This is a genomic window from Bacillus sp. 3a, from assembly GCF_017161885.1.
Classification (GTDB): Bacteria; Bacillota; Bacilli; order Bacillales; family Bacillaceae; genus Bacillus; species Bacillus safensis.
The window spans coordinates 2,547,687-2,574,436 of sequence record NZ_CP067376.1; the positions used below are offsets into that span (position 1 = coordinate 2,547,687).

Annotated in this window: 21 protein-coding genes; 1 reads left to right on the forward strand and 20 read right to left on the reverse strand. The window is 39.2% G+C overall.

From position 1 onward, the window contains the following. Positions 1-6: 6 nt before the first annotated feature. The 7 genes from rimP to JJ692_RS12960 form a co-directional block, all read right to left on the reverse strand. The gene (gene rimP / locus JJ692_RS12930) at positions 7-480 is read right to left on the reverse strand and encodes a ribosome maturation factor RimP (protein ID WP_003211398.1); all 474 of its coding nucleotides are present in this window, start codon (positions 478-480) and stop codon (positions 7-9) included. Positions 481-1,190: 710 nt separating this feature from the next. Beyond that, positions 1,191-1,997: a class I SAM-dependent methyltransferase gene (locus tag JJ692_RS12935; protein WP_206533852.1), complete on the reverse strand. Its 807-nt coding sequence runs from the start codon at positions 1,995-1,997 to the stop codon at positions 1,191-1,193. 26 nt (positions 1,998-2,023) lie between these two features. After that, positions 2,024-2,689, reverse strand: a complete 666-nt coding sequence (locus tag JJ692_RS12940; RefSeq protein ID WP_206533853.1) for a CPBP family intramembrane glutamic endopeptidase — start codon at positions 2,687-2,689, stop codon at positions 2,024-2,026. 13 nt (positions 2,690-2,702) lie between these two features. Beyond that, on the reverse strand, positions 2,703-3,512 hold the full coding sequence (locus JJ692_RS12945; RefSeq protein ID WP_206533854.1) for a SagB/ThcOx family dehydrogenase: 810 nt from the start codon (positions 3,510-3,512) through the stop codon (positions 2,703-2,705). 24 nt (positions 3,513-3,536) lie between these two features. Then, positions 3,537-4,883, reverse strand: a complete 1,347-nt coding sequence (locus JJ692_RS12950) for a YcaO-like family protein (RefSeq protein WP_206533855.1) — start codon at positions 4,881-4,883, stop codon at positions 3,537-3,539. Between the two features lie 2 nt (positions 4,884-4,885). Further along, positions 4,886-5,866: a TOMM precursor leader peptide-binding protein gene (locus tag JJ692_RS12955; protein ID WP_206533856.1), complete on the reverse strand. Its 981-nt coding sequence runs from the start codon at positions 5,864-5,866 to the stop codon at positions 4,886-4,888. Positions 5,867-5,880: 14 nt separating this feature from the next. Continuing rightward, positions 5,881-6,471, reverse strand: coding sequence for a Rossmann-fold NAD(P)-binding domain-containing protein (locus JJ692_RS12960; protein ID WP_241257963.1), 591 nt, complete (start codon positions 6,469-6,471; stop codon positions 5,881-5,883). A 533-nt stretch (positions 6,472-7,004) separates the two neighbouring features. On the opposite strand from JJ692_RS12960, the gene JJ692_RS12965 reads away from it, so the two are divergent. Further along, positions 7,005-7,130: a plantazolicin family TOMM peptide gene (locus JJ692_RS12965; RefSeq protein ID WP_080701195.1), complete on the forward strand. Its 126-nt coding sequence runs from the start codon at positions 7,005-7,007 to the stop codon at positions 7,128-7,130. A gap of 452 nt (positions 7,131-7,582) precedes the next feature. Here the strand turns inward: JJ692_RS12965 and JJ692_RS12970 are convergent, their stop codons facing one another. The 13 genes from JJ692_RS12970 to dxr all read right to left on the reverse strand — a co-directional run bounded on the left by JJ692_RS12970 (position 7,583) and on the right by dxr (position 26,718). Further along, positions 7,583-8,059, reverse strand: a complete 477-nt coding sequence (locus tag JJ692_RS12970) for a pentapeptide repeat-containing protein (protein ID WP_206533857.1) — start codon at positions 8,057-8,059, stop codon at positions 7,583-7,585. Positions 8,060-8,135: 76 nt separating this feature from the next. Next, complete coding sequence (locus tag JJ692_RS19000) at positions 8,136-8,549, reverse strand: ABC transporter permease (protein ID WP_346986670.1); 414 nt, start codon at positions 8,547-8,549, stop codon at positions 8,136-8,138. A 681-nt stretch (positions 8,550-9,230) separates the two neighbouring features. Beyond that, positions 9,231-10,019: an ABC transporter ATP-binding protein gene (locus tag JJ692_RS12980; protein ID WP_241257966.1), complete on the reverse strand. Its 789-nt coding sequence runs from the start codon at positions 10,017-10,019 to the stop codon at positions 9,231-9,233. Between the two features lie 21 nt (positions 10,020-10,040). Beyond that, entirely contained in the window at positions 10,041-10,334 is a 294-nt protein-coding gene (locus tag JJ692_RS12985) for a winged helix-turn-helix domain-containing protein (RefSeq protein WP_056766457.1), read from the reverse strand. Continuing rightward, positions 10,327-10,920 carry a hypothetical protein gene (locus tag JJ692_RS12990; protein WP_206533858.1) on the reverse strand — a complete coding sequence of 198 codons (594 nt, stop codon included), beginning with the start codon at positions 10,918-10,920 and terminating at the stop codon, positions 10,327-10,329. The genes JJ692_RS12985 and JJ692_RS12990 overlap by 8 nt, the downstream gene beginning before the upstream one ends. Before the next feature lie 325 nt (positions 10,921-11,245). Beyond that, entirely contained in the window at positions 11,246-12,379 is a 1,134-nt protein-coding gene (locus tag JJ692_RS12995) for a glycoside hydrolase 5 family protein (RefSeq protein ID WP_206533859.1), read from the reverse strand. A 24-nt stretch (positions 12,380-12,403) separates the two neighbouring features. After that, the gene (locus tag JJ692_RS13000; protein WP_122631386.1) at positions 12,404-13,633 is read right to left on the reverse strand and encodes an endo-1,4-beta-xylanase; all 1,230 of its coding nucleotides are present in this window, start codon (positions 13,631-13,633) and stop codon (positions 12,404-12,406) included. Between the two features lie 81 nt (positions 13,634-13,714). Then, the gene (locus JJ692_RS13005; protein WP_206533860.1) at positions 13,715-15,820 is read right to left on the reverse strand and encodes a glycoside hydrolase family 48 protein; all 2,106 of its coding nucleotides are present in this window, start codon (positions 15,818-15,820) and stop codon (positions 13,715-13,717) included. A gap of 33 nt (positions 15,821-15,853) precedes the next feature. Further along, positions 15,854-17,704 carry a glycoside hydrolase family 9 protein gene (locus tag JJ692_RS13010; RefSeq protein ID WP_206533861.1) on the reverse strand — a complete coding sequence of 617 codons (1,851 nt, stop codon included), beginning with the start codon at positions 17,702-17,704 and terminating at the stop codon, positions 15,854-15,856. Positions 17,705-18,129: 425 nt separating this feature from the next. Continuing rightward, a complete protein-coding gene (locus JJ692_RS13015; RefSeq protein ID WP_206533862.1) occupies positions 18,130-22,443 on the reverse strand; it encodes a PolC-type DNA polymerase III in 4,314 nt (1,437 codons plus the stop codon). Positions 22,444-22,516: 73 nt separating this feature from the next. Beyond that, positions 22,517-24,214 carry a proline--tRNA ligase gene (locus JJ692_RS13020; RefSeq protein ID WP_206533863.1) on the reverse strand — a complete coding sequence of 566 codons (1,698 nt, stop codon included), beginning with the start codon at positions 24,212-24,214 and terminating at the stop codon, positions 22,517-22,519. 80 nt (positions 24,215-24,294) lie between these two features. After that, the gene (gene rseP, locus JJ692_RS13025; protein WP_087975441.1) at positions 24,295-25,560 is read right to left on the reverse strand and encodes an RIP metalloprotease RseP; all 1,266 of its coding nucleotides are present in this window, start codon (positions 25,558-25,560) and stop codon (positions 24,295-24,297) included. Between the two features lie 6 nt (positions 25,561-25,566). Next, on the reverse strand, positions 25,567-26,718 hold the full coding sequence (gene dxr, locus JJ692_RS13030; protein WP_206533864.1) for a 1-deoxy-D-xylulose-5-phosphate reductoisomerase: 1,152 nt from the start codon (positions 26,716-26,718) through the stop codon (positions 25,567-25,569). Positions 26,719-26,750 lie beyond the last annotated feature (32 nt).

Below are 26,750 nucleotides of genomic sequence, written 5' to 3' on the forward strand. Positions count from 1 at the left end.
AAAAGGTTAATTGAACGAAACTGCTAATCTTGCGTTAGCTATTTTTTCGTATGGAATATTGATCTCTTTCTTTCTTGTCTTGATCTTCACTGTCACTGTTGCAATCTCACCATCAAAGCTTGTAAGCTCACCTTCAAATGCTTTTTCACCATCAATTGGTTCATATGTTTTCATGAAAACATTTTTTCCAAGTGCTTTTTCAAAATCAGCTTTTTTCTTTAATGGGCGCTCCGCTCCAGGAGAGGACACTTCAAGAAAGTAGTTTTGGCTAATCGGATCTGCCTCATCAAGCTTTTCGCTCAAGGCTTCGCTCACTTTGGCACACTCTTCGATATCGACACCTTTATCAGAGTCAATAAACACGCGAAGGAACCAGTTTTGACCCTCTTTGACAAATTCAACATCAACGAGTTCAAGCTGTAAGCCATCTAAAATTGGCTGCACCATTTCGCTTACGACATCCACTACTTTTTTGCTCATTCTCTTCCTCCTTGTGCTTTCGATAAACGCTCTTATCAATCATTCTGCATAAAAACCCTGCTTTATGTGAGCAGGGGGAGCAGAAAACGGATGAATAATGTCGAGACAAAAATTGCCTGTTCAATACAAAAGAGCGGGTTTCCCCACTCTTGTCTCGGTAATCGTTAGCATTTCCATAAAAACTATACCATATCCAATTTTTTTATGCAAATGAAGTTCCTCCTTATAATAGGTACTTGCTCAACGATTACTGCAGCATGTTCAGTACCATTAATACCTCTCTCTTCCTTTATATATAAACGGAAAGCCACTATGAATAGAGCGGACTGGTAATAATGCACCTGAATGCAATGAGCGAAGAACAGAGCTCCCCTATGAAAGAAAGTAACATCTACACTAAGCCATCTCTATTTCCAAAAAACATTTTGTATGACACAGTATGGTTATTTATATAGAAGCAAAGAGTGTATCAGTAAACAGCCTTCACTTTCAAATTTTTCACCCCCCCCTAATGGATAAGTACTTTAACGTTAAAGAAATAAGCACTTTGCCTTTGCTCACTCACTTCAGAGAACCGAGTTCTAATTTTTAGGGAATAGCAATGTAAAGATCATTCATATTGAACTCCCCGAAGAGCAGGCGGAGACTGAACGGATAACCAAACCTTCATATTATACATAGAGAAAGAACCATGTTTATATGGAATGAATTTATCCAGACTGTTTAATCAGCCATGCATGTAAAAGTAAAGGTGTCTTCTGTGCTGAATTGCTATATTCATCTGGAACCTGCCTTAACGTTTGTTGTAAATTTTCATTTCCTATTAACGATAAAAATTCCATACTAAATGGGCTAAACCCTCCAATTATAGAAGTACCAATCTTATACATCATATCTTTTCTAGTTTTGGTCATATAGGTGAGTAGCTGCTCGAACTCAGATAATGTCAATGAGGCGTGATATTGATCATATAAATACAGTTCTTCTTCTTTGTTCTGAACTGAACTCAATCCACTTTCTAAACTATCTCGATTTAAATCAACTATATAAATAATCGATTCATTTGATAAATAAGGAAGTAACTGTTCTAATAATGCTAAAGGATCTTCAAATAGCCCAAAACACAGATGTATTAAAATCGCATCATAACTTTTCGCATGTGATGAAAAATTTTTGATATCTGTACAAATAAAATGAGCTTTTATATTCAATTGATTTGCACAATGTATGGCTTCTTCAGATGAATCAATTCCAGTCAAATCAGCTAGAGGTAATTGCTTAGATAAATACTCAAGCATCTGCCCTTGTCCACATCCTATATCTAAAATAGAGGCAGGGTTTTTTTTGAATGTTAGTTGATAATAAGAAATGAAAGTTTCAGCTGATAGACATCGAGTAAATGGCGTTTCTCTATTATCATAATTTGAACTTATTTTTCTTTTTTCTGGATCCAAAAACCATGACTGCGCCAGAGCTCTTTTTCCTTTAAGCTCTTTTATCTTTTCTTGTATTATCACAGGGTTTACCACCTTTATAAAAAGTCTCACCAATCAGTTTCAGATAATACGGGAGGTTTCGTTTTGAAGTTCTTTATTTTGCGAGGTTGAAAAAAATGAATGAACAGATTATGTGAAATATGAAATGCTATCGCTGCTAGAATACCAAATGTTAAGTATGAAATAACTGTGATTAATGTAAAAAGCGACATATAAGCAATAGACTTAACACCGCCTATTGGTATATGCAGCAAGATAAATCCTATTGAACTGATACAGATCGATACCGCTACAGACTCCACAGAATTTGTTAGTAAAAATAACGGAAGAAAGAACCGCCAAATCAATTCTTCTGATAGAGCCGTTAATGGAAGAAAAATGATTGAATCAACATTGACAACATATCTGCCTCTAAATGCAACAACTTTGTTTTTTAATTTCCATAGAAATGACGGTAATAGGACACCTAATAAAAAGAAGAATAAAACACCATACACATTTTTATTATTAGAAATTTCAACTAAGAGCTCTTGAGAAAATGCTCCACAGCATATAGAAGCTCCGATAATCGTGAATCCATCATAGCTCCTCTGAGGAGTGATATATGTTATTAACTTTCGATCGGATATTGGTTTATCTCTCTTGATTTTGATCACCATTTTAGAGCTTAAGGGACCCAAAAAGTGAATGAGGATCCCTAAAGCTGCTACCATTGAAATCATCTATTTAAGTACCCGCAATCAATGTATAAATTGGGGCATCATCTACTCCATTAAATCCACCGATCAGTTCCATTAACTCATCATCGATAAACCCTCCGAATGGTCGGCTATTAATCTTCTGTGCAGTAGATAGCAAAATCATATTTTGCATGACATGTCCTGCCTCCATAAAAACGAAGCGATAAGAACGATGTCCATACTTAAATCGAGAACGCCAAAAATTAGCTGAAATGACTACAGCAAATGCAAAATCTTGAACGGATTCTTCTTGTAACATTATTTTCTCAAATTCTTTTTCAGAGTAATCACCCATTTTAGTCAATCCTTTTCTATACGGATCGAAATGATAAATACCTTTGTCTAAAGAATCCACTTTATTGGCTACAATAAATAGATCTAGCGGATAAAGTGCCCCGCCAGATGGTATAGGGCGTCTAGGTCCCTCTTTACGCTCTACCAATCCATAACTCTTCTGTAAAACTGTTGAGAGTTGTTCTAATGAAACACTCCCCCCGTTAAAATAATCTGCACTTCTTCGTTCCTTAATGACATCGTCTAAAGTTATATTTGTATTTAATGGTTTAGGTAGTAAAATTAAAGGTAGGTCATCAAATCTTTTACTTGCATGTGTAGCAATCTTTTGCAAAGTTTGAGATCGCAGCAGCCCTGCAACACCAGGTGCGTCCCATGCCATTGAACCCCTATAGATTTTTGTTGCCTCAAACCAATTTTCAGAAGGATCATCAAACCGTAATGCTTCGTTTCCATACACAACATCAGCCAAATTAGTAGCATGTCTTTCAATACTATTCATATATTTAATCACCTTTCTACGATATTAAGGAAATGGATGTGGAATTGGATTCAGTTCTTCTAACTTAAAAGGTTTATCTACTAAACCTAAATGATAAGAATGTTTTAAAATTCGTTCTCCGCCCAACATTCTACCTCTATAAAGAACGTCAATCGGTTTATATCCAGGAATAATTGATTTTACGACATAGGCACCAGCATCTTTTATATCAGGGCTGGTTAAATCAAAAGTTGCCACATGATATCCTTGTTTTGATAAATGACTGACAAGGTTAGTCCATAAAATGTCTGGAGAACGATCATCAAACGGTGTATAGTCTTTAACGTCCACTAATTTCTCACTCGCTGTTAAAAAATCAGCTTCTTTCACAATATCTGTTCCCGCATAGAGTTTAATATGATCTTCAAAACTGTTAATATCTCGATGATAATCTACATCCACTAAGGCGTTCCCTAATCGTTGTTCTGTTTTTACCCAAGTTCTTGTATACATTCCCTCTATTGCAGCTTTCTCACATGCTCTTTCAATTGAATGAGCAGAGGCCGCGCCAATAGCAAATGGAGCTAAATCTGTATGAGGATTTCTTATCACTGCCAAAATAGTAGGAACACCAGAAAAAATGCTCATGTCTACTAAATGCAAATCAAGAGAAGTAGGTTTAATATATCTTTCATAGAAGTGTTTTAATCTAGGTGAGGTATTAATATCGATCTGCGGTAAACTTAACTTATTGTACCAAGTAAGCATAAATGCATCTCTTTCAATTGTTTCAAATAAACCTGAGATTGCCGCTTCTTGATATGTAATACCACAAGCTAGTCCATTACTAGTTGCATGACCAATATTGGGGTCTCCTGGCCACTCAGTATAGTTTGCAATATGAATTAATTGAGCAGGCGTCCAAACTTCTTCATTATTTTCAGCAATATGACCTTTTCTCCACCATAATTTTGTATCTTCATTCCATCTATCATGAGGAAAATTCGGGTCTTCATATTGAGTGACAGCATACATCTCCCACTTATCAAAGCCAATTACTGATTTGCCTTCATTGATTAAGTCCTTTTGAGTACCAAAACATACAACATCAGAGTTTAAAGGTAAATAAGCGGCACTATATCTTTCCACCGTTTCACCTATAGCTGCTAATCTGGCTGCAGCTGGATTAGCAGATCCTCCCCCATTATATGAATTAGATGGTATTCCAAATAAAATATTGCTGTCTGTACCATGCGCTCCATATGAATGACCCCATATATCATCAACGTCTCTGAGTTTTCTATACTCTCTACGGACTATCCCAACATAAGGATCTGCCAATTGGTCGAGTATTTCCCATGACTCTTCTAACGTTGTCCATTTATTAGCCATAATTAATTATTCACCTCACCATGAAACCAAACTTGAGGAAAACCTGTATCTGCAGCTGGGGAACACTTTGGGCATCTAGGAACTCGATAAACACGATGATGATTACATGAGACACCTTTATCATCTAAATTAATTGTTGTAAATCCACCTGGTGTTGCACTTGGTGCGTAATCTTTTAGTGTGAGCCATTCTAAAATTAAATTACTTGCAATTCCGATTTGAACTAAATTAATCGGCATATGATAAACCGGTTTCTTTTCAGGATTTATAGGTTTTATTTTCATTAAGTCTGATCGCAATACTTCGTCAGAAAAATTTGCTGATTTTCGAAGGTTATAGCAATGTAAACAAGCTGATTGATGTGGCAAGAAAAATGGACCTACCCAAGATGTCTGTCCATCATATGGCACAATGCTTAACCAAGGGACATGGTCTTCTAATGCCAGATCATTTATTTCTTCAAAAATCGGATCTAAATGAGAGTTGCCAATAGCAACCCTGATATCTGGCTGCTTATTTAATTCTCCTTTAAGCACTACTTGTAGCCCTGCCGCTTGCAAATGACGAATGAATTCAGCAGCAACTGGGTTATGATCTCGCGTAATAACTTCAACAATCCCTGTTTTTAAACGATCTAGTATATCTTCAACCAATACTTGTCCACCGGCTCTTTCATAAGACAAAAGCGCAGTTAAATCAAAGGTCATATCCGTCTTAACACACATTCCGTTCGCAACTAAAAATTCGAGGACATGTTTTAATTGATCACTCTCTACTTCGAAATTCTCCTCCAGCTCTTTAATGGAAACCCCATTATCTTCCGTAAGATAATTAGAAATTTCTTGAATAAATTCAATAATTCCGTCACCTTCAATTTTGGTGATAGTTTGCGCTTTTAAACCAATCAAACTGTCTTCTAGTTTACCTAGCGTAATGTGTGGTGCTAATTTATACCTCGTCATTTCTTGATCTTTGACAAACATATATTATTCCTCCTTTAAGAATAATTAATTTGTATTTTAGATAATTGTGCCTGATTTGGGGGGTGACCAATTATTTGTTCCAGCGTGTTCGTAAATGGCTGTAAATGTTTTGAAGAAGAAGCTTCTTGAAATTCGGCTAACCATTCTAATACGTCTAAAGGCATATTGTTCTGGGACAAAATTGATATGACCTCTTCTTTACTTTTACAATACAATTCAATTTTCATGTTTAAATCCTCTTCAAATATATCCTTCAGCCTACTCATACTTACTAACTCTGGTCCTGTTAAATCATATGCCTTTCCAGCGCGATTCCTAACATCCTGTTTAGGGATCAAACATGCCTTTACAACATCTTTTGTATTGATCCAATTAACTCCCTCGGGAGAAAATGCAGTTATTAATTTACCAGTAGCACCTGCCCATCCTCTGTAAAGTTCTATATTAATATCAAGCGGTGAAGTCCTATAAAGTATGCTATTCTGATGAATTTTCAACCAATTCACTTTCAGAACTAGTTCATCCTCAGTATACCAGCTTCTATTAGATAAAATAATCGTTTCCGTTTGAAAATCAGTATTATTTACTAAAGTATTCTTTTTCATAATAACAGCCCCGCCAAAATCAATTATTGAACAGGATAGTCTTCATACTCAACTTTCATCTTCTCTAAAATGACTTTTATTGGTTCTCTAATCCCGACATAATGAATACTCATAAAGATCCCCTCCCTCTCTTTTCTCTTTCTTGATTATGAGTGAATAGTGAAAATCTAAATTAATCAAACTTATAATAGAAATAGTAATCTTCTATTTGAGTTCTTCATAGCTGCCTCAACTTTTTTCATACATTTAATTAATAATATCTAAATACCCAAAATATTTGATCCAAATTAACACCAACCTTTAATCCAAAAATAACATAAAGACCATATAAAACCTTAAAATACATTAAATTTTAAATATAGTATTATTTTCCATAGTCATATTAAACCACATTTTCCGGTGGTATCAACGGACTTTTCAGAAAAATATAAAACTTTCACACTCGGATATTGACAAATAAAGACATGAACCATCATATGTAATATATCAACTACATATCTATGTTGATAAATTTTAACTAAGGAGGTCTAAAGATGACTAAAATTACAATCCCAACTGCTTTGGCTGCTAAGGTACATGGGGAAGGTCAACATTTATTCGAACCAATGGCTGCGCGCTGCACTTGCACAACAATCATCTCAAGTTCTTCAACTTTCTAATCAACTTTAGTTTTTTCGACATATCATTGAAAAGATCGCTCGCCCACCTAGCGAAGCAGACTTAGCTAGGTGGGTGGGCATTTTTTATTTGAAAATAAAGTTTCCACATTTATTTTGCTTAACGAAAACCTTGCATCCATATCATGTTAATGGGACAGCAAGAGATAGTGAATAAAACAAAAAAAGGCGTGGATTTTCTCAATGGCCCCCGCATAATATCCGATTGCCACACCGCTTAAATCTGCCCTTCTCCTGCTAAAATATGATAAGTCATTTTTATCCATTGTCACTCCAATAAGAAGTTTCAATTTTAATCGTACATGATTTAAAATTAACATTGATTGGTAGAATTCCTCAAAAGAATGTTTTAAAATAATGAATTTTCAAATAAAACATTTATTAAAGATGATTCATCAATGCTAATGTTGGGTAAAAATGACCCAGTATATGGATTAATTCGTTATCTCACAATGTTCAAAATGAGATTGAGTCAAATCACTCTTTTCAAAGGTAGATGAGGAAATTTCAGAATGGCTAATATTAACTTTTCTCAGATAGCACCCATTAAAATCTGAATGGCTCATTACTTTTTGTACAATCGATAGCCCCTTAAAATCGCATAACTTATATTTAACATTTATAAACGTTAACCAATCTAAATCAGCATTAACAAATATTTTTTTCACATGCTCTACGCGGTTATGTTCATCAATTACTAATGTATGATTATCAATGCTTATTTCGCCTGATTTCAGCTTTTCAATAAGCATATCTGACAATTCTATATCTTTTAATCCATCATTTTCGAGTTTTAATTTAACATTTCCAAGCAGCTCTAATAATTCTTTTTTCTTTTCTTCATATGTTTTGTCTTTTTTATATGGCCGAAAACAACTTTCAACATACAGTTCTAACTCTTCACTTAACATTGACTCACTCCTTTTTTCAGACAGCATACATGCATTGATTTTGCGGTGCATAACATTTAGCTGAAATTTTTAGAGACTAGCCTCTTGCTCGCTTTATATATTTTTTATAGCCAACCAACGAAAGAATAAACCCTAACAGTGTATAGCCTATAAGGACTGCTGTTACTAAGATCAAATTCTCTCCCCCTGGTAGTGTTGATACTGATTGCACTAAGCCTTGATGTGCCCAATATTGCGGGAAGAGCATACCAATTATTTTGAGATAACTAGGTAATTGATCAAATGGAGTCCATAAACCACAAGCAACTGCTGTCCCTAAAGCAATCATGTTCGTCATTACTAAGCCTGTATTCTCAGTTTTAGCAAATGCGGCGATGGCAACTCCCCATGAAGTCACTTGCATTGATAATAGGACAACTACTAGAAACCACGAGCTGTATTGTGTTATTTCAATACCATATAAATAAACCCTAAAAATGGTTAACAACAAAACTTGAAATAAGATAATGATAAAAAATGGAACGCACTTTCAAGAAAAAATGATGCGGCTGTAAGAGTGCCTTTAACCTTGCCACAATTCTGCTCTCACGATCTTTACAAAACTAATGACAATTGAGAAACTAATGACAAATGTGGAGAAAACACGCTCATCCCTGTCACTGATTGAGGAAGCAGCTAATGTTTTTGTGCTTGAGAACTACCTGATATAAATAATTCTATTAAAAGATAATTGAAGCAACTGGTAGCAAATGGTCCAGAACAACAATGATCGATCTTTCACCTGTTTTATAGATTCGATGCCGGATAATAGCCTATAAACATCACTTTCCCGTTATATTCATTTGATTCCCTTCTATATAACTCTTAAATAATCACATTTTTTATTTATTTTACCATTTTCGGATGTGACGAATTAGAAATTAGTCACGCAATGTTGACTAATTACGTATGATTTTGCAAATCTACGGTACACACAAATTAATTCTGTTCGTTAGATTTATGCTCTTTTACATTAGTTACTCTTTTAAGTTATTTTGATTTACGAAGAGTGCTTTTCATTCATAAAGACATTTTATTGTAATTGATCCGTAAATCTGTTCCTGATAGTGAAAGACACTCTTCAAGTCTCAGTCTGTACAAAGATAGTGTTGGGGAACCAATGATTCCTTTTTTACTCAGTTTGTAAATCTTCTAAAGTATCTAATGGTTTTGTAGTTTTAACTAACACTCCACCTTGATGAGTAACAAAATCATACCCGAGACTAGTTAATGTTTTATTAGGAATCATAGATTCAAAAAAGACAGATGTTTCTGCGTAACGATTCAAAAGCTCATCTATTTTGCCTTCTTCAACAATATTCCCTTTATCAATGAAAGCCACATAATCACATAAACTCTCTATTTCCTCCATATAATGACTAACATAGATAATAGTTCTTCCCTCTTCCTTCAATTTGTTAATGATGTCGAAAATATAACGTCTTGATTGAGGATCTACCCCCACTGTCGGTTCATCTAAAAGAATTAACTTAGGAGCATGCATTAGAGCGCAGCCAATATTCAAACGACGTTTCATTCCTCCTGAAAAGCTTTCAACTATATCATTTGCTCTTTCCCACAATCCTACATCTTTTAGTGTTTTTTCTACTCTTTCTTCTAATGTTTTCCCTTTCAAACCATAAATTTGTCCAAAAAACTCCATATTTACTTTAGCTGTTAATTTTTCCTCTAAGCTGATGTCTTGCGGGATGTAGCCGAGCGCACTCTTAGACTCACCAACATGCTCAACTCTGCCTTCATAAGATTTAATGATGTGAGATATAATTTTCATCAAGGTTGATTTACCAGAACCATTTGGACCTATTAATCCATAACAAACTCCTTCTGGAATCGTTAATGTAATACTCTTTAACGCTTGGGTAGTCCCGTATTTTTTACTGACGCTTTCTATTTTCAACATCCGGCACCCTTTCCTTCCATGTCATTTATTTTTTAAAATGGCTTCAATAACACTCAAATATTCTTTGTAGGCGTGCTCTCCTAAATCTGTTATACTAACGATTGTTTTTGGTTTTTTATCCACAAATGTCTTTGTAATTAGCACATAGCCTGCATCCTCTAATTTTTTTAAATGCGAGCCCAAATTACCGTCTGTTACAGATAAAGAGGCTTTTAAGAAGCTAAAATCACATTTTTCATAAATCATTAATAAACTCATAATCCCTAACCGAACTTTTGGATGGATTAAATCATTTAAACTATTGACATTACTCATTTCCTTGTCCTTTTCTTTTTAAAATCACACCAGTTAATAACAAACTTCCTCCACCAATAAAAGCGAAGATAATGTTCATTAAACTAGGAAATAATAAAAATGTAGTTACACCTAAAACACTTAGCCAGAACCCCATAATAAAGATTTCTTTAGCTAGAACAATACCTAAGAGTAAATACATGATAGAAACCAATAAAACAACATAAAAGGGTAAATTATTTAATGTATATGGTAATAAACCAACACATATTAAAAAAATAAAGATACCTAAAATAATTCCAAGACCAAGCCATGTGTATTGTAATTGAGTTCTTAAAAACAAGGGCATTGGGATCATTTTCTTTTGTTTAAAATATGTAGTTAAAGTGATAACCCAGCCCGCAATGCCTAAAATAAACCAAAAGACACCTGCAGTTATTGAATGAGCAACAAGTAAAGGTATTGAATATCCCATTATCCAAATGAGGCCCCAAATGATAAAATAAATACTGGTTTGTTTACAATACTCTGTTTTATAGTTTGTAATCGTCTTGATATGAGATAAATTCTCTAATATTTCTGAATTATTGAATTTTTCATTAGACATAAATAAACTCCTCTTCCACAAAGAACTCTGTACTACAGAGTATAGAATGAAATTTCCATTTAGTCAAGTTATTGGAAATACCTTTTTTATGAATTAAAATAAAAAATAGATATAACCACCTCCTTCCTAACGAATCTCCAAATACCTTCTGCTTCTTGATCGTTTCTGAAAACCCTTTTTAAGGGTTGTCGCATAACCGCTTCATATTTCAAGAAATTTAAATATAGAAAAAGTGATAAACAGGCATTTTAATTTTCTATTTGGAAAGTAAGAACTACTAATTGGAGTGAGCTATATAAACAGTTCCTTATTCAGCAGGCATTCGTCATCGATTCTTTTCATTCATTCTTTTCGCATGTTCACTAATAAGTGCTGCCTCCCTGCTTCCTTTTATAATGCGGAAACCGTCATAATCCGGATAGAGCGAGTCATCGTCCTGAATGCTTGTTAAAATCCAAAATTGACTGCCAGCGCCTCCGAGCCGCTCTACCGCTGACAGCCAGCTCTGATATACGTCAGGACGAGCTGATTGATTTTGACAGCCAAACTCTTCTAGCACAACTGGCTTTCCGATTGACTTCCCGCGGGTGATATGGTCTTCGATCCATTTCACTCCCCAGGCAGCAGACTTGCTCCAGTGATCTGGGTACAGATGATAGGTTCCATAATCGATATTAGGAAGAGATGTTAAACGGTCCCAATCGACGCCTTCTCCTCCTCCGTAAAACCAATCTTCATGTCCTGGTATGCGAAAGAATCCTTCATCTCCTACTGCAACAAGATGGTGACGATCCAGCGATTTGATCCATGTACTCATTTCATCTGCCCATTTGACTAGTACATTTCCCGTTGGATCTGACTGCATCCGCGGCTCGTTGGCTAATTCCCAAGTCATAATAGCTGGATCGTCTTTATATTGAACACCTGTGTACGTATTGGTTCTTTCTAATACATAGCGGACATAATTTTTGTAAGCTTTTTGAATACGAGGATCTGTATAAAAGGCATCATGCGATCCTGCCCCGAACCACTTCACATATTGATTCATACCGCCGAAGTCATCCCAATTATTCACTAGTGGGATGACAAGCTTTATTCCTTCCTGGCCTGCTTTATAAATCGCATAATCTAGTTTTTGAAAACCCGATTCTTCATAGACGCCTGGACTAGATTGTAAGACTGAGTTTTCTTGAGGGGCCCCGTCGTGAAAGCCCCAAATCCGTATGACCTTTAAATTCATTGCTTTCATATCATCGAACACAGCATCTACCATTTTTTTAGATTTGTAATGGAAATAGTAATTATTTGTGCCGGCGAAGTAAAATGGTTGATTGTTCAGCGTAAATTGTGTACCAGACGTCTGCACATAAGCGGCAGCCTTCATCGTAAGCGAAAACCAGCCAGACCATATAACGGCCACAAATATGAAGCAAGACACTCTTTGAGCCCACTTTTTCATTTACATTCTCCTCACAATCTATCTCTATCCTTCTTGAGGCAGGATCACGTCTAGTTGAAACGGTGTTTGTTCATTTGAATCAAGTTCAATCGTCTGCTGTTTGAGCATTTTATTTTCTTTACCGATTCGAATCTCATATGTTCCGTGAAATGCTGGACATTTCACATGGCCATTAGCATCTGTTTTTTCAACTCTTTGGGTCGTCCACTCGTTTAGAAGCTTTTCATAACGTCGTCCTGCTTCATTTAAAGACCAATCATAATTCACGATGGCTGCATGTTCACCTCTCCAATGGGCACCTGCCCAAAATCCCCACATCAGCACTCCTTTTACGGCTGGATGACTAAATGCGACGCGATATAAAGCTTCCAGGTTATCCGCTCTTCTATTAGGGTCAGGGTGAACAGAATCGTACTCTGTGACCCATATTGGAAGACCAAGCTCAGCCAGCACATCGAGCCTCTCTTTGACAATGACTGGATCGACCCGTTCTTCAAAATGGCCTTGAACCCCAATCGCCTCAATAGGTGCGCTTAACTGACGCAGTTCATTGATATGCGCTTTATAGGCATGGTGTTCACCATAAGAGATCACATTATAATCATTCACAAACAATAGGGCTTGAGGGTCAATTTTTTTCGTTTCTTCATACATCCACTTCCAAATATTTTTACCAAAGCGATCTTTAAAAAATGAACCATGCATCATTTCATTGTTTACATCCCAATGACGGAACCTTCCCTTAAAGTGATTGCCCGCATGCTCAAGCCGGTTTTTCATGGCTTCATATACTTCGTGATTCGGCAATGACCTTAGCCAGCTTGGATTCGCATCCTCTACCTCCCAAAATAAAGCGTGCCCCCTCACTGGAAGCTGATGTCGATCTGCAAAATTCAGCATCGCATCTGCTTTTTCGTAGGTGATTTTCCCTCTTTCTGGCTCATTCGCATACCATTTTGCTTCATTTTCAAAAACAGCCCAATTAAAATGCTTCACGAAAAAATCAGCATATTGTTGATTAAATAACACTTGATCATTCATCGCTGAACCAAAGGCGAATTCATGTCTGATTTGCTTTATTTCAACCTCTATTCCTGCTATTGGCTTTTTTTCGCCGTTTGTCACGTTGATCACAAGATCTCTTTGTCTATGCTCTGAGATTCGATCATCCGCCTCTTTTTTCCACATCAGATTTTCCTGCCCATTTTCGCCTCTATTGAAGGAATGATGAAGAAAGCTTCTTTCTTTGACCATGTGAAATCACCCTTATCTTCATTGGATTCATATTACCTATTCAAACTGCCGGCCAGAAGCCGGCAGCTTGCTTTTAACCTCTTAGTTGATCAGACGATGGTATTCAGCATAGGCAGTGGCCATATCCACTTGAGACCAGAAGCGGTGATAAGTGAAAACTGGTGCGCCATTCTCCCATTTGCCTGTAGCTTCATTAAATGAAGACTGATATTTACTTTCGAGTGAAGACCATGCTGGATCTTGTTTAATCTTCGGACGAAGATCAGCAAAACTCGTATAGACCCCATTCCCTCCTCGCTGCGGGTCAGAAGGAATGGTGCTGGCTCCAGGAATTTGATTTCCTTGACCAAATGTCCCGTTCCATCCATTTGGGAAATACACTTCTTTTCTAAAGAAACGGTCATAGTCTTCTCTATCTTCCTCTGTCACTATGCCGACGCCATCATTGTAATTCCATGCAACCTCTAGGAGCTGCGCAGCTGCATCTTTCGCTCTTGCACCAAGCGCTGTATAATCACCTGTTTCCTGCTTTGTGGCTGCAGCAAAGAATATCAAAGCTTTGGCTAGACTTCCTAATACGCCCGTATCCTGAGTCGGATCTTTAGTTACAGCTGTTAAATTTGGATTTCCTGTTGCAGACTGGAACCCGTTCCAAGTATCAGGCTGTCCGCTCCAAGCAATATTTCCAGGAAGCCAAAACTCTCCAGGCGCACTTGTTGTAGCAACTGAAACATTCGTTCCTCCTAGAATTCTCTGTCCTTGTTCATCTAAGAAATAACCCTCTTCATCTGACACAGGACGGCTGCCGATAAAAATGTAGTCTAAGGCATAGCTGACCCATTTTGTTATGACAGATTTGGCCATTTGGACATTTTCAGATGTTTTGTCGCCATCTTTTACAAAAATATAATAAAGCTCTGCTACGCGCTCCATTGGCCACGCCTGCATTCCAAACCAGTTATTTGAAGGCGGGTCAAGGTAAACAGGTGCATCTTCATATGCCATATCATAAAAAGTACTTCTTCCTGCTGGATAAGCGCTATAGTCTCCATTCCAGCTATTGGTTGCGCCTCCTGCTATGGCTCCTTCTTTCGATTGAAGCCATACGTAAAATTCAAGCTGTCTCTTTAATGTTTTTTCCCAATCACTTGCCCCGGTAGCTGAAGATGGCTTTAAGCCTCCTTTATCTGAGGATAAAGCATAAGCGGCAACAGGGTTTTGATATCCCTGATGACAATGGCTCGCCCCGATCCGCCATGACCAGTTTGCATAATCCCCAAGTCCTCCGCCCCAAGAGGTATACCATGCCATTAAATAATGACAGCCGCCCTTTCCGTTTCCAGGATACGGATTCCCCTGCTTCCCGCTTCCAATCGTTTGAAAATATTTATCGTACATGCCGTAACGGAGGAAATCCCCCATTTTTTTCGCTTTATCAAGATAAGCCGACTTATTATAGCCGAGCTCTTTTGCCCAATACATCGCTTGTATCGCACGTGCATCAGCATCCGTTGCATTCGTATAGCGCCACTGAGCAGCTGGAGCTTGATTTTCTTTTGTGAACAAGCTCATAAAGCCTTCATTCGGCTTGCCAAAAGATTTATCGTCCTGTGATGGATGAGGGATGGATTCCCATACAGATTCCTGTGGACCACGCTGGAAGGTGTTCACATATGCCGCTTTATGTGATGGGTTGAGCAAGTTTCCATAGCCATACCAGTTATCTACGTCAAGGAGCCAGTGCATTAAATACGTTTCATTCGATCCATAGGTTGATTTCAATTCACTATCAATTGGATCTTGACCAGCAGGACGGGCACCGGTTAATTGGCTTGGGTATTGATCCGGAAATGGTTTCTCTGCTGCGTATGTGGCTGGACTGGACGGATTATAAGCATTCATATGCGGCTGCTCATCATGTCCATCCTCATTGACTGGAATGATGTACTTCTCCATATTGTCCCAAGCTGCCTCTAATTTGCTCCAGTCCCCTGTGTAATGTCCATACAGCACCTCAAGCCACAGCCAATAGCTATACGCTTCTGAAGTTGTCATATGCCCATAATCAGGAGCTTCACAAATGAGCGTCTCAATTGAATGATACGGAATTCCTTCTGGTGAAAAATATCCATTCGCATCGCTTTTAATTTGATGATAAAGCGTTAAAAACCGTTCTTTGTTTGACAAATCCTTCACCCTTTCAATAAAATCGTTGTTTTTTTATTTATCTGGAAGTGTGCCAAATACTAAAGCACCATCGTCAAAGACAGGAATCTTCGTTGTTTTTTGCATATTGGATGTTAACCCTTGATAGGAATAATCATTTGAGGCATCCCATATATTCGATCCATTTGGAGCAGATAATCGAAATTGTATTTCCTTCTTATGCTCAGATTCTCCTCCAGGGAAAATAGCTACGCCCGTAAAATCGATCTCTGCAAAATAGACGTGTCTTGATGCGTCATATACCTTTAAAGGCGATAAGGAAGCGCCTTCATTGTAGGCTGCTGTCACTTGAATATCCTTTTCCGTGAATCCCTTTGCAAAGACCTCACTCAGATTGACGTAATATCTAAATGACAGTGTTTGACTGCTTCTTGCCGGCCAGCCGGACCGGTTGTATAGCACCGCTTTCACTTGAGTAGATGTTGTATCGTTATGCATCACAGCTGCCTCTACAAAAAACTCATCCTCCACCTGTTCTTTAGGCGGGAAATTTGGCAGTTTTGATTGTCCTTGACCAAACAGCTGCACCATTTTGGCGATATTTCCAGTAAAGGCGGCATTATAATCGGTCGCCACCTCGTTTGATATATAATCCGAGATGTCATCGTCATATTGATCCTGTGCATTAGGGCCCCCAACAAGCGCTCCATAAAGTGTGTGCCGATGAACTGAAGGATTTGTCAGCTGGTTCGACCATGAGCCGTGTGCAGTACGGTGGTGCGGATGCTTCGGCGGATTCTGGCCAAAACCAACGACGTAGCTTCTATTCAGCGGATTGTCACCTAGCATATAGTGAGTTTGCTTGATCGCAAACGATTGGTATCGATTCTTCTTTTCTTGATCAGATACCCAATCAGCATATACAAAGGCTAAAAATGCTGCATTGGCGGCATAACGAAGTGAACCCCATTGATCCAGCCATGCCAAACCGCCAGGCGTATAGGTGATTCTTTCTACTTTTCCATTTTGAACAAGACCTGTGGTCCAGTAATCAAGATTACGCTCAGTCGATTCTATAAATCTGTTCTCTTTCGTAATTCTTGCAAGTAAAATTTGTGAAGCAAAAAAAGTATTGTCCCATGACATGGTAAACGTATAATCCCAATCCTTCGGCCATTCCTCTACCGCTTTTAATGCTTGGTTTAAATACGTTTCTTCATTTGTGGCCAAGTACAGCCAGATTCCGCCCCAAATAAGTTCGTCAACATAGCCGCTCCAGGAGTTGTAAAATGGCTGCGCATTGGTGACACAATCTGTATACTTGCCGCGATACCTGTCAGCAAATGCATATAGCTGTTTGGCGTGCGTCAAAAGCTTTGCTGCATAAGACGCATCTGTTTCTTTAAAAATGATAGAACCTGCTGCTAAAGCCGCCGCAGTTTGTGCAGCTACTTCTGTTCCAGGACAATGTTCATCAATTTTAAAAGCTGGCCGGTTCATCGGCATCACTTCTGCTGGTCCCCACCAAGCGTGATCGGCGTTTCCATCACCTACTTGCGCCCAAAATTCATTCGGTCCTGTATGTGCTTTCAAGAAATAATCCGTTGCCCACTTGATTTGATCTAGTATCTCATCAAGCAGCTCCGCCTCTTCATAAGCTTCTCGGTATTCATATACTGTCCATGCAAGCACAGCTGCTGAGTAAGCCATCGGAAGTCCAAATTTCACATGATCTCCTGCATCATACCAGCCGCCAGTTAAGTCATGCCCAACATCCTTCCCGTCCTCTAGTCCAGAATCTCCCCGCCAGTTCAGACGATTACTATCCGGAAGCCGGCCTGACCGCTGCGCTTCATAAAACAGCATGGATTTTTGTAGAACCTCTACATAGTTGTAAGATGCCATTTCTTTATTGCTCACCCCTTCTTTTTAGTGAAACATTGATCAATAGACGAACCGCCTCCTTTTGATACTTCGTTTCGTGATCTGTACAGTTTTGAAAAGAATCAAATAGGTTTCAAAAATAAGCATGGTAAACAGCAATCAGCTTTACGCTCATCGAAGATTTTTCTTTTGATTCTCCTTCTGACTGTACCCAGAATGATCATATGTCGCTTAAGAACATTTCAGACGGCGAAATTCTCTTTTGAGCTCTATTTGGGTAGAAAGAATGACATACAATCTCTTCTCTTAAAACATCACGATAAATCAAGATATATGAATGAATAAGAAAATAATTCCAGTTGATGAGAAATCTTTATTAGTTAACATAATAAAATTATTGTATATATAAAAAAGAACGCCCTTTTAGGGCGCTCTTTTTTATCACATTAAAATAAAGAAAGCTGGTTTTGATCAGGAAGTGCTTCTAAACAGCCTTGACGATCTAAATATTCAAGGATGGTTTTCGACACTTTTCCACGTTTTTGTAAATCTTCTTTTGAAAGGAATTCCCCATCTTGCCGCGCGCGAACAATATTTAACGCAACGTTTGTTCCGAGTCCAGGGATTGAATTGAATGGCGGAATTAATCCGTCTCCATCAATGATAAACTCTGTTGCACTTGAGCGGTAGAGGTCCACTTTTTTGAAATGGTAGCCTCTTTCGCACATTTCAAGGGCAAGCTCTAGTACAGTTAATAGGTTCTTTTCTTTCGGTGATGCATCTAGACCTTTTGAGTTAATGTCATCCATAACGGCTCGAATCGCATTCGACCCTTTTGTCATCGTTTCTATATCAAAGTCATCCGCACGAACGGTAAAGTAAGCCGCATAGTACAGAAGTGCATGATGCACTTTGAAATAAGCAATACGAACAGCCATTAATACATAAGCAGCCGCGTGGGCTTTAGGGAACATGTATTTGATCTTTTTACAAGAATCAATATACCAGTTTGGTACATTATTATTCTTCATTTCTTCTTCCCATTCAGGAGGAAGTCCCTTTCCTTTACGAACAGATTCCATGATTTTAAAGGCGAGTGACGGCTCTAAGCCCTGATAGATGAGATAGACCATAATATCATCACGGCACCCAATCACTTCACTTAGTTCACACGTTTTATTGTGAATGAGCTCTTGCGCGTTTCCGAGCCATACATCCGTACCATGTGATAGTCCAGAAATCTGAACAAGCTCTGAGAAGGTCGTTGGTTTTGTATCCTCTAGCATTTGGCGAACAAATCTTGTCCCAAATTCCGGTATACCGAGTGTACCTGTTTTACAGCCAATTTGCTCTTCTGTTACACCTAAAGGCTCTGTCCCTTGGAAAATTTTCATCACTTCAGGGTCATCTGTTGGAATCGTTTTTGGATCGATACCGCTTAAATCTTGAAGCATACGAATGACCGTTGGATCATCGTGCCCAAGAATATCCAATTTCAACAAGTTATCGTGGATGGAATGGAAGTCAAAATGTGTCGTCTTCCAATCAGAACCTGTTGCATCTGCTGGGAATTGAATAGGTGAGAAATCGTAAATGTCCATATAATCAGGCACAACGATAATCCCGCCTGGATGCTGGCCCGTTGTCCGTTTTACCCCTGTACAGCCTTGTACAAGCCGGTCGATTTCAGCGCCTCTCATATGAAGGTTATGATCTCCTGCATAGCCTTTCACGTAACCGTATGCTGTTTTTTCTGCAACGGTACCAATCGTACCTGCTCGGTATACGTACTCTTCCCCGAACAACTCTTTCGTATAGTTATGCGCGATCGGCTGATATTCACCTGAGAAGTTCAAATCAATATCAGGGACTTTGTCTCCTTTAAATCCTAAGAACGTTTCAAACGGAATATCATGTCCGTCTTTTTTATACGGCGTACCACATTCTGGACAGTCTTTATCAGGAAGGTCAAAGCCTGAACCAACAGATCCGTCATTAAAGAACTCAGAGTGCTTACAGCTTGGGCATACATAATGAGGTGCAAGTGGATTCACTTCAGTAATCTCTGTTAATGTCGCAACAAGAGATGAGCCGACAGATCCCCTTGATCCAACTAGATATCCATCATCAAGTGATTTTTTTACGAGCTTATGAGAGATTAAGTAAATAACGGCGAATCCATGACCGATAATACTTTTTAATTCTTTCTCAATGCGGTCTTCTACGATTTTCGGCAGTTCATCTCCGTAGATGCTACGCGCCATTTGATAGCTCATTTCCCGTATTTCTTCATCTGCACCTTCGATTTTTGGTGTGTAAAGATCATCTTTGATAGGTTTAATGCTTTCGACCATCTCAGATACTTTTTGAGTATTCGTTACGACGATCTCTTTTGCTTTTTCGTCTCCTAGGAAGGAGAACGCTTCTAGCATTTCATCTGTCGTTCTAAAATGAACTTTTGGCAGTTCATGGCGGTTCAGCGGATTCGCTCCACCCTGTGATGAAATTAAGATTTTACGATAAATTTTGTCCTCTGGATGCAGGTAATGTACATTTCCAGTCGCTACAACTGGTTTATTCAGCTTTTCACCAAGTTTGACAATGTTTGTGATGATTTCTTTTAACGCACGTTCATCTCGAACAAGCTCAAGCTGCAGCAGGTGCTGATACACTTCTGGCGGATGTACCTCTAAATAGTCGTAAAATGCTGCAATGTCTTCCACCTCATCAGGTGATTTTTGCATCATCCCTTCAAACACTTCACCCTTATCACAGGCAGACCCGATTATTAAACCTTCTCGATATTTCTCAAGCTGTGAGCGAGGTATGCGCGGGACCCGGTAAAAATAATGAATATGAGAAAGTGAAACAAGTTTAAATAAATTTTTAAGGCCTGTCTCATTTTGAGCAATCAAAGTCGCATGGTAAGGACGTGAGCGCTGGTAGGCATTCGACTGCCCCATGTTTTCATTCAATTGATCGTGATAGGCAATCTCTTTTTCAGCCGCATCTTTTAGCATCTTCAGCATGAGATAGCCTGTCGCCTCTGCATCATAAATCGCCCGGTGATGCTGCGTTAGTTCAATATCGAACTTTTTACAGAGGGTGTTCAGCCGGTGATTTTTAAATTCTGGGTAAAGGAATCGGCCAAGTTCAAGTGTATCAATGACAGGGTTTGACGCTTTATCTGTTTTTAACAGACGTTTATATGCTGCATTTAAAAAGCCCATATCAAAGCTCGCATTGTGTGCAACAAGGATATCTTGTCCAATCCATTCTTTGAAATCCCGCACAACGTCGACAACATCTGGTGCATCTCTCACCATATCATCGGTGATACCTGTTAATTCAATGGTTGTCGCTGATAACGGGTGATGGGGGTTTGCAAATGCCTCAAAGCGGTCAATGATTTCCCCACCTTTTATTTTCACTGCTGCCAGCTCAATGATCGTGTCATAAACGGCTGAAAGTCCAGTTGTCTCTACGTCAAATACGACATACGTCGCATCCTCTAACAAGCGGTGCTCTGGGTTATATGCAATCGGTACACCATCATCAACTAAGTTGATTTCCACACCGTACATCATTTTGATGCCATGCTTTTTACTTGCTGCATACGCATCAGGGAAGGATTGTACAACGGCATGATCCGTCAAAGCAATTGCTTCATGTCCCCATTTTTTTGCTTGTTCAACAAGCCTGCCAATGCCAGTGACAGCATCCATTTGGCTCATAGGGGAATGTAAATGAAGCTCCACACGCTTTTCACCCTCAGGTGCTGTATCTTCTTTTAGCTGCGGTTTCATTTCATTGACATCATTGGCGATCATGACAAGATCTCTGACAAATGTATCATTTTGAATGCTTCCTCTTGCTTTCACCCACATGCCTTTTTTCAATGATTTCATCAGCTGAGCATCTTCTTTTTCTCTTGCAAACATTTTGATCAAAATACTGTTTGTATAATCTGTGATCTTAAAGATACAAAGCGTTCTCCCGCTTTTCAGCTCACGCGTTTCTGCATCGAATACGTAGCCTTGAACGGTAATTCTTCTTTCCTCGTCCATGATACTATCAAGCGTACGAATTTCTTCATTGTCTTTGATTTGATAGCCAATCATCAGAGGGCCTGACGGAGCTTCATCCTGCTCCTCACTTTCTTTCTTCTCCATCTCAGTGAGGGCTTGCATGGCTCTTTCTTGATCTTCAGCAAGCTTTTGTTCTCTGAACTTCTGAATCTCTTGATCTGATACAAAAATTTCTGTATCGAATTGCAGCTCTGGAAAGCCCACTTGTTTAAATGCAGCCTGGAGCATTGGGCTGTACTTTTTCTTAATAGCGAGTGCCTCTGTTTCGCTTTTCGTTTTAATGATGATTTTATGTCCAGACAGCGATGGTTTTTGCTGCTGAAGCAAACTGACGATTGGGGGGGAAATTCCTTGAAGTTCTTCCACACAATGTGACCAGTACGATTGCACGAGTTCTTCAGATATGTGCGGATCATTCACTTCAATCGTACAAGTGATTTGTGCAATATGAGAAAATGCATTTGTCAGCCTGCTGAGAAACATGGCGTATACTTTGTAAGGCAAAAGCGCCTGAAATTTAAAAAGGAAATGCCATGTTTTCGTCGCCTTATGCACCGTCAATTTGACGATTTCCCCTTCTTCAAAGTAACGACTGAGGTCATCATCTGTCATTTGAATCTGATTGAGTAATATATGAAATTGCCGCCGTGTGATCGATAATTGTTCATCCAAGACAGGACCCTCCTTTTGTCAATCAGAAAGGTACCTCTTTTCTCCAGGAGGTACCTTCATTTTTTTGTTCGTTTTATGCTTGGCGTATAAACGAAATCAGATCATCAACAGAAACTTCATGTGATTCACCTGATTTTCTAAACTTCACTTCAACAATACCTTCTTCTGAACGTTTTCCGCAGCTAATGCGAATTGGCAGTCCAATTAAATCACTGTCTGCAAATTTCACTCCTGCACGCTCCTGGCGGTCATCGAAAAGTACATCGAAGCCTTCATCTTCTAATCGCTCGTACAACGTTTCAGCCAGTTCTTTTTGCGCATCGTTTTTCATATTTAACGCAAGGAGATGAAGGTCATATGGCGCCACTGTTTCCGGCCAAATGATTCCTTTCTCATCGTGATGCTGTTCAACAATCGCTGAAAGCGTTCTAGAGATGCCGATGCCATAGCAGCCCATAATCATAGGCTGCGCACGACCATTCTCATCGAGGTACGTTGCATCCATTGATTCAGAATAACGAGTGCCCAGTTTAAAGACTTGTCCAACTTCAATCCCTTTTGCAAACTGAATAGTGCCTTCCCCATCTGGAGAAACGTCTCCTTCTTGAATCAAGCGAAGATCTGTGAATTCTTTTACCGACACATCTCGTGCTGGATTGACATTGACATAGTGATAATCCGCTTCGTTTGCACCAGCGACTGCATTTGTCATGCCTTTAACCGCAAGGTCCGCATAAATATCGACTTCTGCTTCCAGTTTAACAGGTCCAACAAATCCAGGCTCAGTTCCAATGACTTCCAGCACTTCTTCGCGTGAAGCAAGCTCGACAAGCTGTGCTCCTACTAAGTTTTTCACTTTCACATCATTTACTTCATGATCGCCTCTAGTAAGGATCAGAACATACGCATCATCTGCTTTAAATAAAACAGATTTAATGCAAGCAGAAGGATCCACTTCTAAAAATCCAGCCACATCTTGAATCGTTTTCGCTTGCGGCGTGTGGACTTTTTCAAGCTCTTTGAAGTCCGCAGGATTTGCTTCTTCTCCGTGATATACAGCCTCTGCCATTTCGATATTCGCGGCATATGAAGAAGTATCGGAATAAGCGATGGTATCCTCTCCGACTTCTGAGAGCGCCATGAACTCATGCGTATCTTTTCCGCCCATTGCCCCTGAATCTGCAATGACTGGTCTAAAATTGAGACCCACTTTTGAAAACACATTAGAGTAAGCCGTAAACATTTTGTTGTATGTTTCATCAAGGCTTTCTGGCGAAGAATGGAATGAGTATGCATCCTTCATAATAAATTCACGTCCGCGCAGAAGTCCAAAGCGTGGTCTCTGTTCATCACGGAATTTTGATTGAATTTGATATAGAGTTAAAGGAAGCTTCTTATACGATTTCACTTCGCTGCGTACTAGTGATGTGATCACTTCTTCGTGGGTTGGGCCAAGCGCAAATTCGCGGCCATGGCGATCCTTCATACGCATCAATTCGGGACCGTATGTATACCATCTTCCTGACTCTTGCCACATTTCTGCCTGCTGCAGCACTGGCATTAACAGCTCAGCTGCGCCTGCCTTTTCCATTTCCTTGCGGACGATGGATTGAATATGCTGAATGACTTTATGCGCAAGCGGCAGATAATGATAGATTCCACTTGTGTTTTGTCTAATAAATCCAGATCTTACTAAGAGTTGATGACTTTTTGCCTCAGCATCTGCTGGCACCTCTCGAAGAGTTGGAATGAAAGTCAGGGATTGTCTCATGTCGTTACACCTCATTTATGAAATAGGACTTCTCACAAAAACTCTTGTTTCCCGGAATGAGAAACAAGAGAGAATGGTTTTTATAAAAATAACCGCTGAATGTCATTCCACGTTACCACTAACATTAACAGCATGAGGAAAGCAACACCGATAAAGACGACAAGTGCTTCCTTCTCACGATTAATTGGCTTACCGCGAATGGCTTCAACAAATAAGAATAGTAAACGCCCTCCGTCTAGTGCAGGAATCGGTAATAAATTCACGATGCCTAGGTTGATACTGAGGAACGCCGCAAACTGCATTAATGTTAACACACCTTGTTTGGCTACTTCTCCTGTCATGTCATAAATTCCAACAGGCCCTGCTAGCATGTCTAGTGAAAATTGTCCTGTGACAATTTTTTGCAAGTTCGTTAAGATCAGACCTGCTGTTGATATGACAGTTGTTCCTGAAGAGGAAATGACTTTCAAAAATCCATTTTCCGTTGGTGGATAGGATCCGAAACGGCCAATGCTTTTTCCGTCAGCTTTCACAGCTTCTGGCACAACCTGCACAGTGCTTTCTTTGCCGTCTCGGTCAATGACGACATTCATTTTTTTCTCAGGGTTCTTTTGAACTGTTTGAACGACGTCTGTCCAAGAATTCATTTTCTCGCCGTTAATGGACACGATGTGATCTCCCTGCATGAGTCCAGCCTCCGCTGCTCGGCCGTCTTTCGTGAGCTTACCGAGTACAGGATCATCAACGGTTACCCCTTGAATAAAGCCTAAAGCAACCAAAATCACATACGCCAGGATAAAGTTCATGATCGGTCCAGCTGCGATGGCTTTAATTCGCTGCCATACTGTTTTTGAACCGAATTGACGATTGTATGGTGCGATTTGAATTTCTTCACCATCTGCAATATAGAAACTTGTTTGACTAACATTGTAGCCAGTCAGAATATCTTCATTTCCAGCCTCATATCCTGAGATTCTCATGGCATGATCTAAATCAATCTGCTCAACTTCGATGACAAGTGCATCAGGATATTTTTCTTTATCATTTAAAATGATCTTTTCTACTTCATTTTGCTCATTGAATAAGAGCCCCACTGTATGACCTGGTTTAATTTCGATGACTTCAGGGTCTTCTCCAGCCATTTTAACAAATCCGCCAATAGGGAGAAGTCTAATGGTATAAACGGTTTCTTTTCGTTTAAAGGAGAAAATCTTCGGCCCAAAACCAATTGCGAACTCGCGGCATAAAATCCCCGCGCGCTGCGCCATAATTAAATGGCCAAGCTCGTGGAAAAAAACGAGCGTTCCAAAAATAATAATAAACGCAATCACTGTATTCACGAACATACCACCTTATGTGAGGATTGATTGAACAAAGTCTCGTGTATCTTTGTCCACTTCATGGATATCTTGCAAACTAGGCGCTGAAATCACATGATGTCTAATTAGTGCCTTTTCAATCAATTCTTCAATTTGCAGGAACGTTACTTTGCCTTTCAGAAATGCATCAACTGCTATTTCATTTGCTGCATTGAGTACAGCAGGCATTGTCCCTCCTATTTTACCTGATTCATAAGCAAAATGTAAGCAGCGATACCTGTCAAAATCCGCTTTTTGGAAATTCAATTGTCCAATCTCCCAAAGGTTCAATGATTTCGCTTCTTGTAACGGCGCCCTGTCAGGATATGTGAGTGCATATTGAATAGGTACTCTCATGTCAGGTGTCCCTAACTGAGCCATGACGCTTTTGTCGTGAAATTCCACCATCGAATGGATAATGCTCTCTTTATGTAGCAGCACATCAATTTGTTCATAAGGGATATCAAACAACCAATGCGCCTCGATCACCTCGAGCCCTTTATTCATCATCGTCGCTGAATCAATGGTGATTTTCGCTCCCATCGACCAGTTCGGATGGTTCAGCGCTTCTTCAACCGTAACACCTTCAAGTTCAGTTCGTTTTTTATCTCGGAAACTACCACCTGAAGCTGTCACGATTAAGCGTTCAATGTTTTTAGCTTGTTCACCTTGCAGGCATTGAAAAATAGCGGAATGCTCACTATCGACAGGAAGTAAAGGTACATCATATGTTTTGGCGTACTCTTTTACTATATGACCAGCTGTCACAAGTGTTTCCTTATTTGCGAGTGCAATTGTCTTTTTTTGTTCAATGGCCTTTAATGTTGGAACAAGTCCAACACTTCCTACAAGTGCATTGACCACAACGTCCACTGCATCATAGGTCGCTGCCTCGATGTTGGCTTCATCACTAGCAGCCAGCTTCACGTCGTATGCAAATGAATGATTCTTTAGTGTGTGATAGGTTTCTTCGTCTACACAGCCGACGAATTCAGGCTGAAAGCGCTCAATGATCGGAATCGCCTTTGCTATATTTCTGCCAAATGTCATGGCTTTCAGCTGAAACTTGTCCGGGTGCTGACTGATCACATCTAACGTTTGTTCTCCAATTGATCCTGTTGCGCCTAATAGCGAAATATATTTCAAATTGCCACTCCTTCTCTCGTTCAATAAGTTTC

What these genes read in the sequence shown, in the direction of transcription:
- rimP (WP_003211398.1), bottom strand. Translation starts at nt 480, where the DNA reads ATGAGCAAAAAAGTAGTGGATGTCGTAAGCGAAATGGTGCAGCCAATT.
- JJ692_RS12940 (WP_206533853.1), bottom strand. Translation starts at nt 2,689, where the DNA reads ATGGTAGCAGCTTTAGGGATCCTCATTCACTTTTTGGGTCCCTTAAGC.
- JJ692_RS12945 (WP_206533854.1), bottom strand. Translation starts at nt 3,512, where the DNA reads ATGAATAGTATTGAAAGACATGCTACTAATTTGGCTGATGTTGTGTAT.
- JJ692_RS12950 (WP_206533855.1), bottom strand. Translation starts at nt 4,883, where the DNA reads ATGGCTAATAAATGGACAACGTTAGAAGAGTCATGGGAAATACTCGAC.
- JJ692_RS12955 (WP_206533856.1), bottom strand. Translation starts at nt 5,866, where the DNA reads ATGTTTGTCAAAGATCAAGAAATGACGAGGTATAAATTAGCACCACAC.
- JJ692_RS12960 (WP_241257963.1), bottom strand. Translation starts at nt 6,471, where the DNA reads ATGAAAAAGAATACTTTAGTAAATAATACTGATTTTCAAACGGAAACG.
- JJ692_RS12965 (WP_080701195.1), top strand. Translation starts at nt 7,005, where the DNA reads ATGACTAAAATTACAATCCCAACTGCTTTGGCTGCTAAGGTACATGGG.
- JJ692_RS12970 (WP_206533857.1), bottom strand. Translation starts at nt 8,059, where the DNA reads ATGTTAAGTGAAGAGTTAGAACTGTATGTTGAAAGTTGTTTTCGGCCA.
- JJ692_RS12980 (WP_241257966.1), bottom strand. Translation starts at nt 10,019, where the DNA reads ATGTTGAAAATAGAAAGCGTCAGTAAAAAATACGGGACTACCCAAGCG.
- JJ692_RS12985 (WP_056766457.1), bottom strand. Translation starts at nt 10,334, where the DNA reads ATGAGTAATGTCAATAGTTTAAATGATTTAATCCATCCAAAAGTTCGG.
- JJ692_RS12990 (WP_206533858.1), bottom strand. Translation starts at nt 10,920, where the DNA reads ATGTCTAATGAAAAATTCAATAATTCAGAAATATTAGAGAATTTATCT.
- JJ692_RS12995 (WP_206533859.1), bottom strand. Translation starts at nt 12,379, where the DNA reads ATGAAAAAGTGGGCTCAAAGAGTGTCTTGCTTCATATTTGTGGCCGTT.
- JJ692_RS13000 (WP_122631386.1), bottom strand. Translation starts at nt 13,633, where the DNA reads ATGGTCAAAGAAAGAAGCTTTCTTCATCATTCCTTCAATAGAGGCGAA.
- JJ692_RS13010 (WP_206533861.1), bottom strand. Translation starts at nt 17,704, where the DNA reads ATGGCATCTTACAACTATGTAGAGGTTCTACAAAAATCCATGCTGTTT.
- JJ692_RS13020 (WP_206533863.1), bottom strand. Translation starts at nt 24,214, where the DNA reads ATGAGACAATCCCTGACTTTCATTCCAACTCTTCGAGAGGTGCCAGCA.
- rseP (WP_087975441.1), bottom strand. Translation starts at nt 25,560, where the DNA reads ATGTTCGTGAATACAGTGATTGCGTTTATTATTATTTTTGGAACGCTC.